We start from the raw sequence: 19,808 nt of genomic DNA on the forward strand, positions 1-19,808 counted from the left end.
TGCCTCCAATTTTCCCACGCCAAGCAAGCGAGGCAGAGCCTCTGGGCATCGGTTCCTAGGCAGAGCCTAGGAACTAGGTAAATAACTAATAACTAATAACCAATAACAAATAACAAATGACTAACAAAGAAAGCCTGCAACGGCATTTACTGCAACTAGATAATCGAGGCTACAAAGCATACAAAGACATTCAAGGTAACTACGATTTTTCGGAATTCACATTAATTATTGATTACGTGCAGGGAGATCCCTTTGCTTCTCCCAGTAAATTTAGAGTCATAGTTCCCCCCAACATTGCTCAAATTCCCCGCGAACTTTTCAACTCTCGCAGTCGAGAAATAGCCTTGCGAGATTACCTAACTCGCCAGTTTGACAAAGCAGCACACAGCATCAGCAGCAAACGCGGCACTGGCAAAAGCGGTATGATTGCAGTGACTCGGTTCGGACAAGAAGTTTTAGAGCGAACTTCCGCATTTATTACCCCCCCAACCCCCCCTTATCAAGGGGGGGCAAAAATCTCTATATCCCCCCCTTACCAAGGGGGGGCAAAAATCTCTATATCCCCCCCTTACCAAGGGGGGGAATTAGGGGGGGTAGAACTGCGATTTGCCGTCGGACTTCCAGCGGGCGGGCGCAGTATTTTAGGGCGACAAGCTGCTGAAATGCTGTGCGAAGATATTCCGCAAATTGTCAGCAATTCTCTGAAGTATGCTAACTTAAATGCTGCGGAATGTCGCCGTCACGTTGAAACTGTAGAAGATGCTGACTGGCTGCGGCAGCAGTTAGCTGAAAACGGATTAGTTGCGTTTGTTGCTGACGGTTCTATTTTACCCCGCCGCAGCGGTGTTGACAACAGTCCTTTGTTAAATAATGCGGTGGCTTTTCAGTCGCCGCCGTCATTAAAAGTTGAGTTTAATTGTCCGAATCGCGGTTTGATTTCCGGTATGGGTATTCCCGCTGGCATTACTTTGATTGTTGGGGGCGGCTATCACGGCAAATCAACTTTACTCAGGGCGATCGAGTTAGGAGTTTACAACCGAATTCCAGAAGATGGTCGGGAATTTGTGGTGACTAATCCGGCGGCGGTTAAAATTAGGGCGGAAGATGGAAGAAGTGTGGCGGGAGTTGATATTTCGCCTTTTATTAACCACTTGCCGCAAGGTAGAGATACTGCACAATTTTATACAGAAAATGCGAGCGGCAGCACGTCGCAAGCTGCTAATATTATTGAGGCGTTGGAATTAGTCGCTTCTTGTCAAGAGGATTTAGTGCCTGTTTTATTAGTTGATGAGGATACGGCGGCGACGAATTTTATGATTCGCGATCGCCGAATGCAGGAACTCATCGCTAAGGATAAGGAACCGATTACGCCGTTTATTGATAAAGTAAGACAATTGTATGCAGATTATGGCGTATCGACTATTTTAGTCATGGGCGGAAGTGGCGATTATTTTGAGGTGGCAGATACTGTGATTTCACTGGATAACTTTCAAGCATATAATGTGACGGAAAAAGCTAAAAAAATTGCTAAAAAATACTCGACTAGCCGCGCTGCTGAAGGGGGAGAAAATTTTGGTCAGATTACTCAAAGAGTGCCGATTCCTGCTAGTTTAGATCCGAGTCGGGGACGGCGAGATGTGCGGGTGAAGGTGCGGGATGTTGATGAATTGGCTTTCGGAACTGAGGAGATTGATTTGGGCGCTGTTGAGCAAATTGTGGACAGCGGACAGTTAAGGGCGATCGCTGCGGCAATGGTTTATGCTAAGCAGCAATACATGGACGGAAAACGCACTTTGTCGGAAATCATAGATTTGGTGATGGCAGATATTGACGCGCAGGGGATGGATATTTTATCGCCTTTTTCTGAAGGGGATTTTGCCATGTTTCGACGCTTTGAATTGGCGGCGGCAATTAATCGGCTTCGCAGTTTGTCGGTTGTTGCTAAGTAGATTTTCTTAATATAAGTGTATTGTTGTCCTACTTTTGATATGCTGACAAAAGTGAGTGCAAAAACCGCGATTGAAGTATGACAGGCAATATAGGACAACTGACTGCTTTAAGCGATCGACCTTATATAGTATTAAGCAATCAAGGGGAAATTTTACAGTTAGAGTTAAAACAGCAGCAGCACGTATTGGGGCGCGATCGCACTCGTGCTGATTTAGCCATTCCCGAACCCTGGCGCGCAGTTTCCGGCGTTCACGCTGTTTTGCGCCAAATTGGGGATAATTACTGGATTTACGATGGTGACGGGCAGCGGCCGAGCACTAATGGCTTATTTGTCGATCGCACTCGCATCACTCCCAATGACGGTTATTGTCTGAAAGACGGTACAGAAATTAAAATCGGTCTCGATCCTCAAAATCAAGTTTTGCTGAGTTATTTTAATCCGCTGGCGAATCAGGTTGCTGTCCATAGCAAGCAGTCAATTCTTCTTAAGAATCGGTCGGTTTTGTTGGGCCGCGATCCAAACGCTTCGCTGCAATTAGATGCGCCGCTTGTTTCTAGACGCCACGCCACAATCGACCAAGACAGTCGCGGCAATTATATTTTGCGAGACTACAGCGTTAACGGGGTTTTTGTTAACGGTCAGCGAGTGACAAATTCTGTACAGTTGTCCGAGGGAGATGCAATTCGGATCGGCCCGTTTACTCTAACTTACCGCAGCGGTGAGTTGCAGATGCAAGACTCTGGCCATCAAATTCGTTTGGATGCTGACAGTCTGGTGATTCCGAAGCGTTTGGATAACATCACTTTGGCGATCGAACCGGGGCAGTTTGTGGCTTTAGTCGGCGGTAGCGGCGCTGGCAAATCTACTTTAATGCGGACACTTTTAGGCATCGAAAAAACTACTAACGGCGCGGTGTTTCTCAATGGCGACAACCTGCGCCAAAACTTCAATATTTACCGCAATCAAATCGGTTATGTGCCTCAAGATGATATTGTGCACGCAGATTTGACAGTAGAAGAAGTGTTGAGTTATGCAGCTAAATTGCGCTTACCTCCCGATACAGATGTCAAGCAGGTAGTCGCCAAAACTTTAGAAGATATTGAAATGATTCACCGTCGCAAGGCTTTGGTAAAACAGCTTAGCGGCGGACAGCGGAAGCGGGTCAGCATCGGAGTTGAACTGTTAGCAGACCCGAAACTTTTCTTTTTAGACGAACCGACTTCAGGACTCGATCCGGGTTTGGATAAGAAGATGATGCAACTGCTGCGAAAGTTGGCAAATCAAGGCCGGACGGTGATTCTGGTGACTCACGCGACGGCAAATATCACGATGTGCGATCGTATTGTTTTTATGGGTCGCGGCGGACGCCTTTGTTACTTCGGCCCGCCTAGGGAAGCGCTCGATTTTTTCGAGGTCAAAACGGGCGATTTTGCAGACATTTACAACGAATTAGAAACAGGAGAAACCAACGTTCAAAGCTGGGCAGAAAAGTTTAATAAATCTCCCTACTATCAGCGCTATATTGTCAACCACTTCAGCAGAAGCCAGGCTAATGCAAAAACGCCTTCTGCACCTTCTGTACCAAAATCTCAATCTTTTGTAAAACAACTCGTTTTGCTTGCCCAGCGATATTTTCAACTCGTTTCCCGCGACTTAGTTAACTTGAGTTTAGCTCTTTTAACAGCGCCGATCGGCATTAGTTTACTGCGGCTAGCCGTCAGAGATAAAGACCCGTTAATTGGCGCACCGGAGGCAACTTTAGCACCTTTGGCGTTGCGAGTTTTATTTGTATTTACCTGTGCGGCTATTTGGGTAGGACTGGCAACTTCTCTGCAAGAAATTGTTAAAGAATCTGCTATTTATCTGCGCGAACGTTTGGTCAATTTAGGATTGTTTGCTTATTTAGGTTCAAAAATTTTTATACTTTCTGGTTTGGCAGTTTTGCAAACACTGTTAATGGTAGGAGTTATTCTGATTGCTTTTAAATCCCCCGAACCTAGTTTTATTTCCTGGCCTGTGGGAGCAAGTATTACCACATTCCTAACTTTGCTGAGCTGCATAAGCCTTGGATTAGTCGTTTCCGCGATTGTTAAAAATAGCTCTCAAGCTAACAGCGCTTTGCCTCTATTATTGCTGCCTCAGATTATTTTTTCGGGAGTTTTGTTTAAGATGGAAGGTGCGGCGAGCACATTTTCTTGGCTGATGTTAAGCCGCTGGTCTGTCGGTGCTTACGGCTCTTTAGTTAATGTGAATGGGATGGTTCCCGCGCCTACTACATTACCCGATGGGAGTACGCTTCCTCAGCCCTTTGAGCCTACTCCTGTTTACGATCCAACCTGGGAGAATTTGAGTTTAAATTGGGGTATTTTGTGCGTGCATATTTTCGTTTATTTGATGTTGACTCTGTGGTTGCAGAAGCGGAAGGATATTTTATGAATTATTGGCTGATGAAGTCGGAACCGGATGTTTATAGTATTGCGGACTTGAAGGGCGATCGCACTTCTATTTGGGATGGCGTTCGCAACTATCAAGCGCGCAATTTTATGCGAGAAATGAGTCGGGGAGATTTAGTATTTTTTTACCATTCTAATACTAAAATACCGGGTATTGTCGGGTTAGTGCGCGTGGTGGAAACAGGGATTGCTGACCCGAGTCAGTTCGATATTAATAGCGAATATTATGATCCTAAGTCGCCGTTTGATGCTCCTCGTTGGCAAACTGTGAGAGTTGAGTTTGTTGAGGAATTTGCTATGTTAATATCTTTAGATGAACTTAAACAAAAGTTTAGTGCTGATGAGATTTTGGTGGTGAGGAAAGGCAATCGGTTATCGGTGATGCCGGTATCTGAAAGTGCTGCTGAGAAGATTTTGAAGATGAAGTAGGAGAAAAGAGGAAAAAAGATCCGGGTGTCGATCCGTATAGTGAGAATAAGAGATTTAAAGTGATTATATTATTTGGAGTTTTGGATGATTAGCGATCGCCTGTCCCACCTGCAATCTGAAGTGAAAGGTTATTACGATCAACTCGCTGGCCAGGAAACAGCGAAACGGTTGGCTGAAGACGCGCAAAAGGTACGGCTTCAGCAGGGAATTGATAAACTGAAAAAAGAACTCGGTAGCGTTGAACGAGACTATTGGCAGCGCTGGCGGGCGGAAATTGCCGGATTGACGATTCCCGAAGCGGATGCGGAAATAGTTGCGAGTCAATTGGTGCGGGAAGTGGAGTTTCTGGAGATTGAACCTGCGGTTCAGAGGAATGCTGAATTGATGACGGTGTTACAGGAAATCAAAGCGGAGTTGAGTAAGCCGGGAATTCCGGCGGCGGGAAAACTCAAAGCAGCGATTCCGTTATTGCCGGGATTGATTTCCTATGAGATGGAGTTGGATACGGCAGGATTGTTGCGGCGGGTATTTCCCACGTTTTGTAACTTTGCAGACAAACTAAAAAAGTAACGCCCCCCGAATCGCAGGAGAAGCCGCAAAGGCTAACAAAGCTTTGGCTATTTGCAGGGGCGATCGGAGGGTTATTGAGTCTCGGTGGTGGCGGTATAGGTTTGCATTTTCTACAACCTCAGTTATCACCTCTATGTCTGATACAACAGTGCAAACAAAAAACCCAAACTGTAACGGTTCTGTTCGCGGAGTTTGATGGGTGGATGCGGAAAAATATCGCGTCACAGAAACGATTTTACAGAACTTGCAGGATGCAACTAAAAATTACCCAACCGTGAAAATTCTGCCCCTCAAACAAGCGATTAGTCAGCAGGAAGGCAAAGATAAAGCGCGGGAATTGGGCAAGAATAAAAATGCGGATATTGTGATTTGGGGTTGGTATGGCAAGACGCAGCAGAAAGCAGCAGTCAGCGTGAATTTTGAGATTCTTTCAGCAGCAAAGGATTATCTCGATGTAGGTAAGCAAGTGCAGGGAAAACCTCGCTACATGGCGGTGGCTGCGCTAGAAAGTTTTGAGATACAAGTCAATTTAGCGGAGGAACTGAAATATTTAACGTTGGTGACATTGGGGGTGTCTGCTTATGCAGCGGATGATTGGGATAATGCTATTAAACAACTAACGGTAGCACTTTCAGTGGCTAAACCAAATAAAGAAGCTGCACTTGACCCAGCCACTATTTATTTCTATCGCGGCCATACTTACGACAATCAAAAGGAATACGATCGCGCCATTGCCGATTACAATCAAGCCCTCCTACTCAATCCTAAATATGCAGAAGCCTTCAACAATCGCGGCAGTGCTTACGGCAAGAAAGGGGAATACGAGCGCGCCATTGCCGATTCCAATCAAGCCCTTCTACTCAATCCTAAATATGCAGAAGCCTTCAACAATCGCGGCAATGCTTACAGCAATAAAAGGGAGTACGATCGCGCCATTGCCGATTACACTCAAGCCCTAAAACTCAATCCTAAATATGCAGCACCCTTCTACAACCGCGGCCTTACTTACGGCAATAAAGGGGAATACGATCGCGCCATTGCCGATTACACTCAAGCCCTTCTACTCAATCCTAAAGATGCAGAAGCCTTCAACAATCGCGGCATTGCTTACAGCAATAAAGGGGAATACGATCGCGCCATTGCCGATTACACTCAAGCCCTTCTACTCAATCCTAAATACGCAGAAGCCTTCAACAATCGCGGCAATGCTTACTACTATAAAAAGGAATACGATCGCGCCATTGCCGATTACAATCAAACCCTTCTACTCAATCCTAAAGATGCAGAATTTTTCAACAATCGCGGCATTGCTTACTACGATAAAAAGGAATACGATCGCGCCATTGCCGATTACACTCAAGCCCTTCTACTCAATCCTAAATACGCAGAAGCCTTCAACAAGCGCGGCATTGCTTACTACGATAAAAAGGAATACAATCGCGCCATTGCCGATTACACTCAAGCCCTTCTACTCAATCCTAAATACGCAGAATTCTTCAACAATCGCGGCATTGCTTACGGCAATAAAAAGGAATACGATCGCGCCATTGCCGATTTCAATCAAGCCCTTCTACTCAATCCTAAATACGCAGAAGCCTTCTATAATCGCGGCATTGCTTACAACTATAAAAAGGAATACGATCGCGCCATTGCCGATTTCAATCAAGCCCTTCTACTCAATCCTAAAGATGCAGACGCCTTCTACAATCGCGGCCTTGCTTATGAACTCAAAGGCGACAAAGTAAAAGCAATTGAAAGCTATCGCCAAGCTTTAGCCGTCGCTCAAGATCCGCAGGTGAAGGAGTTGACCCAGCGGAAGCTGAAAGAACTGGAAGGGAAGTAATTTTAGGTTTCAGCGATTGAGAATGTCCTAACCGTCTTGGCAGTTCCTATATAGCAAGCCTAAATTATTTTTGTAATTTTGTAGGGGCAATCCCCCCGTGGTTGCCCCGATCGATCAGGGGCGGGCACGGGGGCACCGCCCCTACATTCTCCTAAAGACCGGCCGCACAAACAGCCGCCCCAATTAACCCTACATTGGGATTCAAAACCAATCGAACTGGCATCATTTCTAAGAGCGAATCCATCCGGCCTTTGTGCGTAAACGCTCGCATAAAACCCCCTTCTTGAATCAGCGGCAAAATTTTAGCAGCGATGCCGCCAGCTACGTACAAACCGCCGTAAGGTAACAGTGTCACAGCCAGATTTCCGGCCACCGCACCGTAAGCTTCTACAAACATTTGCATGGTTTGTTCCGAAAGCCGATCGCACTTTTTGAGTGCCGCCTGTGCAATTGTCGCTCCCGGATCGACACTCTTTTCAGTTTTACCGATTTCTGACTCCCATTTTTTGATAACTTCCCCTATCTCCGGCGATTCAGGAGCAAACTTTCTGTCCCGCAAAAACTGGTAAATTGAAACAATCCCTAGTCCCGAAACCACACGCTCGATCGATATTCTTTGAATGTCGTGTTTTGCTAACAAATATTTCAGCAATTCAAACTCCAACTCCGAGCGAGGAGCAAAGTCACCGTGTCCCCCTTCCGAAGAAAAAACCCTGATGCCATTTGCTTCGGGAATTCCAAAACAATTTCCCAAACCAGTACCCGCACCAATCACAGCAATTGGATCGTGTTCGCGGGGTTTTCCAACTTGCAAAGTGTGCAAATCTCGATCGTCCAAAGCCCACACGCCGTAGCCAACCGCGACAAAATCATTAATTAAACTAACGTGTGATATTCCTAATTCCTGTTCCAGACGCTTGGCCTCCAGCCTCCAAGGCAAATTAGTCAGTTTTGCAGTGTTGTTTACCACCGGACCTGCGATCGCAAAACAAGCTTTTTCAGGCAATGGCGCAAAATCCAATTTCGTAGCAGCTTCCGTCAAAAACTGCTGCACCATTGGTACTAAATCGGGAAACTCCCCGCTCGGATAGCGAAACTCGTAAAGAGCGTTCATTTCACCGTTAACAGTCCTTTCCACTAAGCGCAAAATTGTCTTAGTTCCGCCAATATCGCCCGCTAATAATAATGCCATAAATCTCTTTTTCCACCAAAGATAACATTCCCCATTTAAACACCCACAGTATTAATTGCCAACCAAGCCCGCAGCACCTCAGCCACAGTCCAAGCTTGAGCCGTGCAGCCCCGCGGCGAGTGGGGGGCGTCGCCCTCAAAAATTTCGCTCAGACTGCCAACTCCGTCGGCCATTATATGATGTGCCATCGGTTCTAGGAATTCGCGAGCTTGTGCTGGGTCTTTGTATACGTGCAAGTGCGCCAAGACAAACGGGCCAATCAGCCAGCCCCAAACTGTGCCCTGGTGGTAGGCGCTGTCGCGCTGCAATTGGTCGCCTCCGTATACGCCGCGATACTGCGGGTGCTGTGGCGAGAGGCTGCGGAGGCCGACAGAAGTCAGAAGCCCTTCAGCGCAGGCATCCACCACGCCGCGCTGCTGGATGGGCGTCAGTAACGGTGTATAGCGGGTTTCCTGGCGCATCCCCGCTGACAAGGAGTTGGCGGAGTGAGGAGGAATCGAGTCTAGGGGCAGGGATACGGCGAATATTTGGTTGGGCCGCAGGGAACTATCGTTTCCGTCGGGGCCGTCGAGAATGTCGTAACAGTAACCGGTTGAGGCGTTCCAGAAGCGAGGAAATCCGGCGGCTGTTCGATCGCCCAATTGCTGGTATTCATTGTGAGGCTTGCCCAATTTTCGAGCAAAACTTGCCATAGCTTGTATAGCATTGTACCAAAGCGCGCTGAGTTCGATCGGCTTACCAATCCGAGGCGTCACCACCCAATCCTCGATTTTCGCGTCCATCCAAGTCAGTTGCACGCCGGTTTCGCCCGCGTAGACTAAACCGTCATCGGGATCGACGCGGATGTTATACCGAGTTCCCTGTATGTGCCAGTCAACAATCTCACATAACACCGGCCAGAGTTCGGTCAAAAGTTCGTCGTCTCCCGTGGCGTCGATATAAGCGCGGATTGCCTCAAAGTACCACAGCGTGGCGTCTGCGGTGTTGTATTCCGGTTCGCCGCCCGCATCCGGGAAGCGGTTCGGCAGCATCCCCCGATCGACATACCGCGCAAATGTCCGCAAAATCGATCGCGCAATTTCCCATCGCCCGGTACAGATTGTGAGACCGGGTAGGGCGATCGTCGTGTCGCGCCCCCAGTCGCTGAACCAGGGATATCCGGCGATGATCGTTTTGCCTTCGGTTTCCTCCGCTAGCGGGCGGCTGACGATAAATTGGTCGGCGGCTAGCACTAAGTGATTGATCCAGTCGGGAGATTTGCTCGCTTTTGACCATTTTTCCAGCACTTCTCCCTCATAAGTGCGGCGCGATTCTAAAGCTGCATCCCCGTTGAATTGCGGGTTTTTCTCCGTGCTCGCTATCAATGTGAGAGAAGTTCCCGGTGCGATCGTCATGTGAAAAGTCGCCGCCTGCAAGTGATCCTCGCAGCAATCCAATCCGCGGCGCTTTTCGGCTGCTAGATCCAATCCGTAATGCCAATTGTATAAGGGCGCAGAGACTCGAAATGTGGCCTCTGCTGTGGCATCTGTCAGCAGGTACAGGGGTGCAGCCTTGGGAAATGCCGTCACGCAAACGCCGCGTTCCAAGGTTTCTAGGCTCATCTGCCAGTCGCCGGCGCTCGTTGTGTGGTGGTAGTCGCGGTAGTTGACTAGGGCTTTGACAGCGAGGGCGATCGGTTGTGAGGCGCGGTGCAAGCGGTATTGAATATATGTTGTGTTAGCACCTTGCTGCATCCAAATCCGCTTTTCCAGGATAGCGTCGCCGAGAGCAAACCTCCAAACAGGCGTCGTGCCTTCTAGGTGAAAGCTTTCGATGTAGTTGTAGCCGTGGGGTTCGATCGTCGCGTCGGCCCAGCGGTTTGTATAAAGCGGATAGGCGCGATCGTGATACACAGCCGTCTCGTCCAGCTTGGCGAGCATCAAAGTGCGTCCCAGCGGGGGTTTGAGGGCGGCTACCAGCAAGCCGTGATAGCGGCGTGTGAGGAGATTTGCGATCGTCCCGCTAGCGTAACCGCCGATCCCGTTTGTGACCAACCACTCCCGAGACTCCGCCGAGTCAAGATTGCAGCAGATTTCCCGTCCAAAAGCCATAACCATAAAACACACACTCGCGCTGATTTTTTACCTACCTTTAGGTAGATTTTCGACATGATATCAACCAGAAATATTAACGATTCCAGATCGTTAATTTGGCGATCGCCCCCGGGCCGATTCATGCTCTAATTTAGACATAACTAACCGCTACTTTTGCCCCATATACAATTTTAGCCTTTGATGCCTCTGTCTAAAGTTAGTTGTTTGTTATATTAAGTAATATTACCGTCTAAACAGGCGCTGAACGTTAAGGGCAAGCATTTGATAGCGCGTCGGGCGATCGAACTACCAACCTATTTTATAAGGAGAACGGCTCAAAGTGAAGATAGGAGCAAATTACCTCGGCAATAACCAATGTGAATTTACCGTTTGGGCGCCCACCCTCAAACAAATCGCAGTCCAAATTGTTTCCCCAAAAAAACGCCTGATACCTCTGGAACAATCGGCAGAAGGTTATTGGCAAACCACAGCTACAGACATCGAACCAGGAACCCTTTACACTTACCAAATCGAAGGAAAAACCGAGCGACCAGACCCAGCCTCAAAATATCAACCCCAAGGCGTACACGCTCCGTCGCAAGTAATAGATCAAAATATTTTTACTTGGACTGACACAAATTGGCAAGGCGTGCCGCTAGCCGAAATGATTATTTACGAACTGCACGTCGGCACATTCACCCAAGCCGGAACATTTGAAGCAATAATTCCCAAGCTAAAACAACTTAAAGACTTGGGAATCAACGCCATAGAAATAATGCCAGTAGCCCAATTTCCCGGCGAGCGAAACTGGGGATATGACGGCGTATATCCCTACGCAGTTCAAAACTCCTACGGCGGCCCCGAAGGCTTCAAAACACTCGTCAACGCCTGCCACGAACACGGCATTTCAGTAATTCTCGATGTAGTTTACAACCACCTCGGCCCCGAAGGCAACTACCTCAGTCAATTCGGCCCCTACTTTACATCCAAATACGGCTCAATTTGGGGAGATCCCCTCAACTTCGACGACGCCTACAGCGACGGCGTGCGTAACTACTTTATTGAAAACGCCCTCTACTGGTTTCGAGACTATCACATCGATGCCATGAGATTAGATGCAATTCAAGCAATATTTGAAGTAGGTGCCAGACCTTTTTTACAAGAACTCTCCGATGCCACAGCCGATATTTCCCAAGAACTAGGACGGCAACTTTACTTAATAGCCGAAAGTGACTTAAACGATGTCCGCACTATACGTCCCAAAGAACTGGGGGGCTTCGGATTAGACGCCCAATGGTGCGATGATTTCCACCACGCACTGCACGCCTTGCTCACCGGAGAAGACGACCGATACTACCAAGATTACGGCAAGTGCGAACACTTAGAAAAAGCCTTCAAAGAAAGCTTTGTTTACTCCGGCCAGTACGCCCCCCACAGGAAGCGGAGACACGGCAATTCTGTCAAGGATGAACCTGGTCATAAATTTGTGGTGTTTGCCCAAACCCACGACCAAATCGGCAACCGCATTTTGGGAGACCGACTATCCAAAATAGTTGATTTTGAAGCATTGAAACTCGCAGCAGGCACTGTCTTAATTTCTCCCTACATTCCCTTCTTTTTTATGGGAGAAGAATACGGAGAAGAAGCACCGTTTTTTTACTTCGTTTCCCACTCGGACGAAAATTTAATTGAAGCTATCCGCAAAGACAAACAACAAGAATTTAAAGCCTTTGAAGACCGAGGCGAGTTTCACGACCCCCAGAGTCCTGAGACTTTCGATAAGTGTAAGCTAAACTGGGAAAAACAAACCGAAGGCAAACACAAAATCCTTTGGGAATGGCATCAACATTTGATTCAACTACGGCGGACAATACCAGCCCTTAAAAAACTCGACAAAAACAGTCTAGAAGTGTCCAGCACTGAAGCGGAAAAAATCTTATTTCTACGTCGCTGGACAGATGACAGCCAGATATTCTGCATTCTAAACTTCAACACGCAAGATGTCACTTTTACGGCTACACTGCCCCAAGGCAACGGTCACAAAATTTTAGACTCTGCTGATGAAAAATGGATGGGTTCAGGTTCTAGCTTGCCTGAAAAGATAACTTCAGAGCAAAAATTGACCGTTAAACCGCAGAGTTTCGCACTCTATGAATTAGAGTAATTAAAACGGGAGGCAGAGCCTCCAATACAGGCGTTCCCAGGCAGAGCCTAGGAACAAGCAACAGGAGGCAGAACCTATGTAGTTCTCAGCCTCTGTCGCGGAATCTAGTCCCACAAGAAACGGGAGGCAGAGCCTCTCTCATTCCCAGCCTCGGGCCGGGAATGCAGTAGAGGAGGCTCTGCCTCATACATTAAAAGAGAAAACCCTAAAAAACCCGGAGTAAAATTAACATGATGAGAATTCCCACAACAACTTATCGGATTCAATTTCATGGAGGTTTTAACTTTGAAGCCGCCAAACAAATCCTTAGCTATCTGGAAGATTTAGGAATTACCGACCTTTACGCTTCACCAATATTTAAAGCCAGAAAAGGCAGCTCTCACGGATACGATGTCGTTGACTCAAATCAGCTCAATCCCGATTTGGGAACATCAGAAAATTTTGAAGCCCTCACATACGAAATCAAGAAACGGAACATGGGATGGTTGCAAGATATTGTTCCGAACCACATGGCTTATGACACTCAAAATTTGCTGCTGTTAGACGTATTGGAACACGGGCCAGATTCCGACTATTTCGATTACTTCGATATTGAATGGAATCACGCTTACGAACATCTCAGGGGTCGAGTGCTGGCTCCGCTGCTGGGCAATTTTTATGGAGAGTGTCTGGAAAATGGCGAGATTCAACTCAAATACAGCGAAATTGGGCTAACCATCAATTATTATAGCTTACAATTGCCAGTAAGAATTGAATCTTATGCTAAATTCATCAGTCATAACTTGGGGCATTTAGCTAGAGAATTAGGCAGACGCCATCCAGATTTTATCAAGTTTTTAGGAATTCTTTATTTAATTAAAAATACACCTTCAGAAACTAAAGGTAAAACCAGATACGATCAGATAGCTTTTGTCAAAGGACTGCTGTGGGAACTCTACAATCAAAATCCCCTTGTACAGGAATTTATCGATGAAAATATCAAAGTTTTTAACGGAGAAAAGGGAAATTCCGAAAGCTTTAATTTGCTAGACGAATTGCTTTCCGAGCAGTTTTACCGTCTGTCTTTCTGGAAAGTGGGGGCAGAGGAAATTAATTACCGAAGGTTTTTTACGGTCAACGAACTTATTTCGGTAAAAGTTGAAGAGATTAAAGTTTTTCATAAAAACCACGCTCTGATCTTCGACATGGTTGATGAGGGAAAGTTTACTGGATTGAGAATCGACCACATCGATGGACTTTACGACCCCACAGAATATTTGAAACGCCTCCGAGAGAAAGTCGGAGACACTTATATTACTGTTGAAAAAATTCTGGAACACGAAGAAGATTTGCCCTCATATTGGCCGATTGAGGGAACTAGCGGCTACGACTTTTTGAACTACGTAAACGGCGTTTTTTGTCGGTGCGATCGCGAGCAGCAATTTACCGAAATATATCAGAGATTTACTCGCTTTACCGTTCCCTACGAACAGTTGTTTTTAGATAAAAAAGGGCTGATTGTTGAGAAAAACTTGGCGGGAGACGTAGACAATCTAGCTCAACTTTTGAAGAATATTTCCGGTCAATCGAGACAGGGAAATGACTTTACTCGTCCCGGTTTGGAAAAAGCATTGGCGGCTGTTTTGACAATTTTTCCAGTCTACCGAACTTACATCAATCAAGACGGTTTGAGAGAGTCCGATCGCACTTACGTAAAATATGCGATCGCCCATGCCAAAGAACAAGCACCCAGACTCCTCAAGGAACTTAAATTTATCGAAACGGTGCTGTTACTGGAAGAAGAAGAAACCCTAACACCCGAACAAAAAGAGCAGCGCCGGCACTTTGTAATGAAACTCCAGCAGTTGACAGGCCCATTAATGGCAAAAGGCGTGGAAGACACGCTTTTATACGTCTACTATCGACTTTTATCGCTCAACGAAGTGGGAGGAAATCCCAGTCAGTTCGGCGTGTCCCTGGGAGATTTTCACGAGTTCAACCAACAGCAGCAAGCAGCTTGGCCACACAAAATGAATGCGACAGCTACCCACGATACCAAACGTGGCGAAGATGTGCGAGCCAGACTTAACGTTTTGTCAGAAATTCCCGATGAATGGGAACAGCAAGTCAGGTCTTGGAGAGAGGTAAACTCTTCTAAGAAAGTCAACTTTGTGAATCGGATGGTTCCAGATACTAATGACGAATACTTCCTGTACCAAACTCTGCTCGGCAGTTTTCCATTTGAGGGAATTGAAAACACTGATTATGTCGATCGCCTGAAAGATTATGTGATTAAAGCAGTCCGTGAAGCAAAAGTTTATACGGCTTGGCTGAGACCGGATAACGACTACGAAGCTGGTTTTATGACCTTTGTCGATAGCCTTCTCGAACCTTCGGAACAAAATCAATTTATCAACAAATTTACACCTTTCTGTAAAAAAGTAGCTAATTACGGAATTTTCAATTCTTTATCTCAAACGCTGCTGAAAATCACGGCTCCAGGCGTTCCCGACATTTATCAAGGGACGGAATTCTGGGATTTAAGCCACGTCGATCCCGATAACCGCCGTCCCGTTGATTTTGAGCGCCGAATCGAGGTTTTGCGGGAAATTAAAGAGCAAGCTCAGACGGATATTTTGCAACTGGTTGAAGATTTGATTGCGACGCGAGAAGACGCGAGAATTAAGTTGTTTTTGACGGCAAGAGCGCTAGAAGCGAGAAAAAAATACTTGCAAGTTTTTCAATCGGGCGATTATCTGCCCCTGGAAGCAGTTGGCACGTTTAAAGATAATGTTGTTGCCTTTGCCAGAAGCTTTGGAGAGACTACCGTTATTGTCATTGCTCCCCGGTTTTTGACGGGAATTGTCAAACCTGAAGAAATGCCGATCGGCAAACAAGTCTGGAAAGATACTAATTTGAAATTATCCGAGGAAATGCCGTCGGTTTGGAAAGATGCAATTACAAATCAGGCGGTAGAAAGTAACGGTACTTTGGCAATTGGTGACGCTCTGAGTTACTTTCCGGCAGCTCTGCTGATCGGTAAAAAATAGCAATGAAAAGCTGGAAAATTCAAGAATTTTCCGAAATTCCCAAGAGGCGGACTTGAGGCTCTCCCTCAATAAATATTCCTTCCCAGGCACAGCCTGGAAGTAAACGGGTAGGGACAGGGCATTGCCGTGTCCCTTTTCAGAATTGATGTTATATCAAATCCGTTAGCATCGGAATAGTAAATTCGAGTTCACTGTTGACTGTTGACTGTTGACTGTTCACGGCGTCAACAGTCAACCGTCAACAGTCAACATCATGTATGAGTGTTACCGGAAATGATATTAAACCTGATTGCAAGCCAAAAAACCGATCGCCCCTACCAACCAAACAAAATTTATACAACAAAGACGGCAAACACAACACAACGTATACGGTTTGCCACAATACCCGAATCGATCGCACACCGTACATTAGGAAGAGTAAAGAAAAGCAGTCAACAACTGTAGCGGTGTAAACCTCATGAATGCAACCGTCCCCCAAAAGGTTCGGTAAACACGCCTTCATCGCCTGGTCTAACCACCCGCAGTATAGAGATAAGCACCTATCTAAGACTGTATTAAAGCAGGACTCACTATCCGTACACCCCCCACAGGTGAAATCGCAGTCCTGAATAACCAGACTATCACACAGATAGAAAACCAAAATTTTGTAGAGATTGGAGCCGGAACACCCCTATGGGAAAAGTAGTTGGAATTGACTTAGGTACGACAAACTCCTGCGTCGCAGTTATGGAAGGCGGCAAACCCACCGTCATAGCCAACGCCGAAGGGGGTCGCACCACACCTTCCGTAGTAGCATATGCTAAAAATGGCGATCAACTTGTCGGACAAATCGCCAAGCGTCAAGCCGTGATGAACGCCGAAAACACCTTTTACTCAGTAAAACGGTTTATCGGGCGTAGGGTTGATGAAGTAACCCACGAAACCACTGAAGTTTCCTACAAAGTTCTCAAAGTCGGCAACAGCCTCAAACTAGACTGTCCCGCCCGCGGCAAGCAATTTGCCCCAGAAGAAATTTCTGCACAAGTTCTTCGGAAACTCGTAGAAGACGCCAGCAAATACCTCGGCGAAACTGTTACCCAAGCGGTAATTACTGTTCCCGCTTACTTCAACGACTCCCAGCGCCAAGCTACGAAAGACGCAGGAAAAATTGCCGGTATAGAAGTGCTGCGGATTATTAACGAACCTACAGCAGCAGCTTTAGCTTACGGGTTAGATAAAAAGAGCAACGAAACCATCCTCGTATTTGACTTAGGTGGCGGTACTTTCGACGTATCTATTCTCGAAGTAGGCGACGGCGTATTTGAAGTGCTAGCAACTTCTGGAGACACTCACCTCGGCGGTGACGACTTCGACAAAAAAATTGTTGATTTCATCGCTAATGAATTCCAAAGAGCCGAAGGAATTGACCTCCGCAAAGACAAACAAGCCCTGCAACGCCTGACGGAAGCAGCCGAAAAAGCCAAGATTGAGCTTTCGAGCGTTACCCAAGCAGAAATCAACCTGCCGTTTATTACCGCGACTCAAGACGGGCCAAAACACTTGGACACGACTTTGACGCGGGGCAAGTTTGAAGAACTCTGTTCCGATTTGATCGATCGCTCCCGCATCCCCGTAGAAAATGCGATCCGCGACGCCAAATTAGACAAATCTGCAATTAATGAAGTCGTCTTAGTTGGTGGTTCTACGCGCATTCCTGCGGTGCAAGAACTGGTCAAAAAACTCCTTGGCAAAGACCCCAACCAAACGGTAAACCCGGACGAAGTGGTCGCAGTCGGTGCAGCAATTCAAGCCGGCGTACTCTCCGGCGAAGTCAAAGACATCTTGTTGCTCGACGTTACTCCGCTGTCTCTAGGCGTCGAAACCTTGGGTGGCGTGATGACCAAAATCATTCCCCGCAACACAACTATTCCTACCAAGAAGTCGGAAACTTTCTCGACTGCTGTAGACGGCCAAACAAACGTGGAAATTCACGTTTTGCAAGGCGAACGGGAAATGGCAAATGATAACAAGGATTTGGGAACATTCCGCTTAGATGGAGTTCCTCCAGCCCCCCGTGGCGTACCTCAAATTGAAGTTACTTTCGATATCGATGCTAACGGTATTTTGAATGTAGCTGCTAAGGATAAAGGTACTGGCAAGGAGCAATCGATTAGCATTACTGGTGCTTCTACTTTGCCCAGCAATGAAGTCGATCGCATGGTGAGGGAAGCCGAATCGAATGCTTCTGCTGACAAGGAACGTCGCGAAAGAATCGATCGCAAAAACCAAGCTGATTCTCAAGCCTATCAAATCGAGAAGCAGTTGGCAGAATTGGGCGATAAAGTTCCCGCTGATGACAAAACTAAGATTGAAGGGTTGCTTAAAGACTTGCGATCCGCGATCGAGAGTGAAGATGACGATCGCATCAAGACACTGACAACAGAGTTGCAGCAAGCATTCTACGCTGTCAGCAGCAACCTGTACCAGCAAGCAGGCGGCCCAACTGACGGCCCTGGTGGCCCTGGTGGCCCTGGTGGCTATGGAGACGGTGGCCCCACTGGCGGCGGCGACGACGTGATTGACGCCGACTTCACAGAAGGCAACAAATAACAGGCTAAATTAAAAGCCCCCAGCTAGAAGCAAGAAACCCGGTTTTGAACAGAAACCGGGTTTCTGTTCATTCAAAAACAAACCAAAGTCGATCGACTAAAATCACTAAAAATCTTGCTTGAGGCATAGAGACAAAACTAGAATATGCTTCAACAAATATCATAAACTAGCAGTAATATCGCAATCGAGAGCCATTAAATGTCACGTTCTCCTATACAAAATTCCTCCCCAAATACTCCCAGCCAATCTCATATTGCATCCTTGCGCCGACTCCGCCGGATCAGCCATTTACTAGACAACGCCATTCCGATTCCCGGCACAAAATACCGCATCGGACTCGATCCGATATTGGGACTTATACCGGGCGGCGGCGATGTAATCACTTCAATTTTTGCAGGCTATGTTGTCTTCAAATCCGCTCAAATGGGAGTGCCTCAAGAGACTTTAGTAAAAATGGCAGCTAATATCGTATTTGATACAGTTGCTGGTACTGTACCGGTAGCCGGAGATTTGTTGGATGTTGCTTGGAAAGCTAATGTCAAAAATATAGAATTGCTGGATGCTCATTTAGGTTCCCCTGAACAAGGCAAAAAAGCCGATTGGCTATTTGTGGTGGCGCTGTTATTGGGTTTGATTTTAATTGTCGGAGGTGTAATTTTCTTGAGTGTGATGCTTTTCGCGTGGCTATTTCAAGTAATTACAGGACGTTAATCTTTGGTTGGAGGCTAAAGATAAATCCCTTTCTTTGTGTCCTAATTGATAGCATATAATCGGGCAAATTATTCCTTGAAAATCATCTTGGATGAGGATTACGGGCAGGGAAAAACATCTGGGTTGAACTACCCGTAGGTGCGTTGCTTTTTTTATGCCTCAACAAAGATATAAAATCTCACATATCCGTACATTACAAACGGGGCGAGTGGAAACAAACCCCACACTTTTTTACTGCAATACTTGGGAAAAATAATAGGAGTGTTAGCTACAAAAAAAACAGTGGCTGCAATCAATCTTCAATAAATAAATACTAAAATGTGTCAGGGTTGAAAAATTCAACCAACCCCTACCAATAAAAGTTCTGATCCTCTTACCAAGAAGATATATGTGGCAGAAATCTGAGATATTGCACCATTCTCAAGAACAAGCAAGATGCCTGTTCCACAATAAAATTCACTCTGGATATTGAAAAGTATATCTTAAGGGTATTGACAAAAGTTATTAACTATGTTTCCAAACATCAATTTTCTTTGAAACTAGGTAGTGACCAGGAATTTCAAAGGTGGTACCCGCCACGTGATTTATCCGTGGAATCAATCCCAAATCGAAAATCGAAAATCCTCAAGAAAGAGCATTTATCTCGCGCAAGTCAATTCTTTAATCGAAAATCGAAAATCTAAAATCGATTGACCAGGAATTTCAAAGGTGGTACCCGCCACGTGATCTATCCGTGGAATCAATCCCAAATCGAAAATCGAAAATCCTCAAGAAAGAGCATTTATCTCGCGCAAGTCAATTCTTT

Annotated in this window: 12 protein-coding genes; 10 read left to right on the forward strand and 2 right to left on the reverse strand. The window is 46.3% G+C overall.

What is annotated here, in order from left to right:
* Positions 1-116 precede the first annotated feature (116 nt).
* The 5 genes from QUB26_RS06555 (at position 117) to QUB26_RS06575 (ending at position 7,246) form a co-directional block, all read left to right on the forward strand.
* Positions 117-1,949 carry an ABC-ATPase domain-containing protein gene (locus tag QUB26_RS06555; RefSeq protein ID WP_333238343.1) on the forward strand — a complete coding sequence of 611 codons (1,833 nt, stop codon included), beginning with the start codon at positions 117-119 and terminating at the stop codon, positions 1,947-1,949.
* 77 nt (positions 1,950-2,026) lie between these two features.
* Positions 2,027-4,387 (forward strand): FHA domain-containing protein, encoded by a 2,361-nt coding sequence (locus QUB26_RS06560; RefSeq protein WP_333317192.1) that lies wholly within the window; start codon positions 2,027-2,029, stop codon positions 4,385-4,387.
* Positions 4,384-4,833, forward strand: a complete 450-nt coding sequence (locus tag QUB26_RS06565) for an EVE domain-containing protein (protein WP_333317194.1) — start codon at positions 4,384-4,386, stop codon at positions 4,831-4,833. The genes QUB26_RS06560 and QUB26_RS06565 overlap by 4 nt, the downstream gene beginning before the upstream one ends.
* Before the next feature lie 84 nt (positions 4,834-4,917).
* Positions 4,918-5,403, forward strand: coding sequence for a hypothetical protein (locus QUB26_RS06570; RefSeq protein WP_333080424.1), 486 nt, complete (start codon positions 4,918-4,920; stop codon positions 5,401-5,403).
* A 199-nt stretch (positions 5,404-5,602) separates the two neighbouring features.
* A complete protein-coding gene (locus QUB26_RS06575) occupies positions 5,603-7,246 on the forward strand; it encodes a tetratricopeptide repeat protein (RefSeq protein ID WP_333317196.1) in 1,644 nt (547 codons plus the stop codon).
* Between the two features lie 151 nt (positions 7,247-7,397).
* Here QUB26_RS06575 and QUB26_RS06580 read toward each other — a convergent pair whose 3' ends face one another.
* Positions 7,398-8,438 carry a glucokinase gene (locus QUB26_RS06580; protein ID WP_333317198.1) on the reverse strand — a complete coding sequence of 347 codons (1,041 nt, stop codon included), beginning with the start codon at positions 8,436-8,438 and terminating at the stop codon, positions 7,398-7,400.
* A 35-nt stretch (positions 8,439-8,473) separates the two neighbouring features.
* The gene (locus QUB26_RS06585) at positions 8,474-10,534 is read right to left on the reverse strand and encodes an amylo-alpha-1,6-glucosidase (RefSeq protein WP_333317200.1); all 2,061 of its coding nucleotides are present in this window, start codon (positions 10,532-10,534) and stop codon (positions 8,474-8,476) included.
* Positions 10,535-10,850: 316 nt separating this feature from the next.
* Here QUB26_RS06585 and treZ point away from each other — a divergent pair, with 316 nt between their 5' ends.
* The 5 genes from treZ (at position 10,851) to QUB26_RS06610 (ending at position 19,003) form a co-directional block, all read left to right on the forward strand.
* Positions 10,851-12,674: a malto-oligosyltrehalose trehalohydrolase gene (treZ, locus tag QUB26_RS06590; RefSeq protein WP_333317202.1), complete on the forward strand. Its 1,824-nt coding sequence runs from the start codon at positions 10,851-10,853 to the stop codon at positions 12,672-12,674.
* Between the two features lie 233 nt (positions 12,675-12,907).
* The gene (gene treY, locus QUB26_RS06595) at positions 12,908-15,703 is read left to right on the forward strand and encodes a malto-oligosyltrehalose synthase (protein WP_333238531.1); all 2,796 of its coding nucleotides are present in this window, start codon (positions 12,908-12,910) and stop codon (positions 15,701-15,703) included.
* A gap of 257 nt (positions 15,704-15,960) precedes the next feature.
* Positions 15,961-16,155 (forward strand): hypothetical protein, encoded by a 195-nt coding sequence (locus QUB26_RS06600; protein ID WP_333238355.1) that lies wholly within the window; start codon positions 15,961-15,963, stop codon positions 16,153-16,155.
* A 220-nt stretch (positions 16,156-16,375) separates the two neighbouring features.
* Complete coding sequence (gene dnaK, locus QUB26_RS06605; RefSeq protein WP_333238357.1) at positions 16,376-18,292, forward strand: molecular chaperone DnaK; 1,917 nt, start codon at positions 16,376-16,378, stop codon at positions 18,290-18,292.
* A gap of 198 nt (positions 18,293-18,490) precedes the next feature.
* Positions 18,491-19,003 (forward strand): DUF4112 domain-containing protein, encoded by a 513-nt coding sequence (locus tag QUB26_RS06610; protein WP_333317204.1) that lies wholly within the window; start codon positions 18,491-18,493, stop codon positions 19,001-19,003.
* The last annotated feature ends 805 nt before the right edge of the window (positions 19,004-19,808 follow it).

Origin of the sequence: Microcoleus sp. B4-C1 (genome assembly GCF_036705285.1) — a bacterium.
In the GTDB taxonomy this organism is placed as follows: domain Bacteria; phylum Cyanobacteriota; class Cyanobacteriia; order Cyanobacteriales; family Microcoleaceae; genus Microcoleus.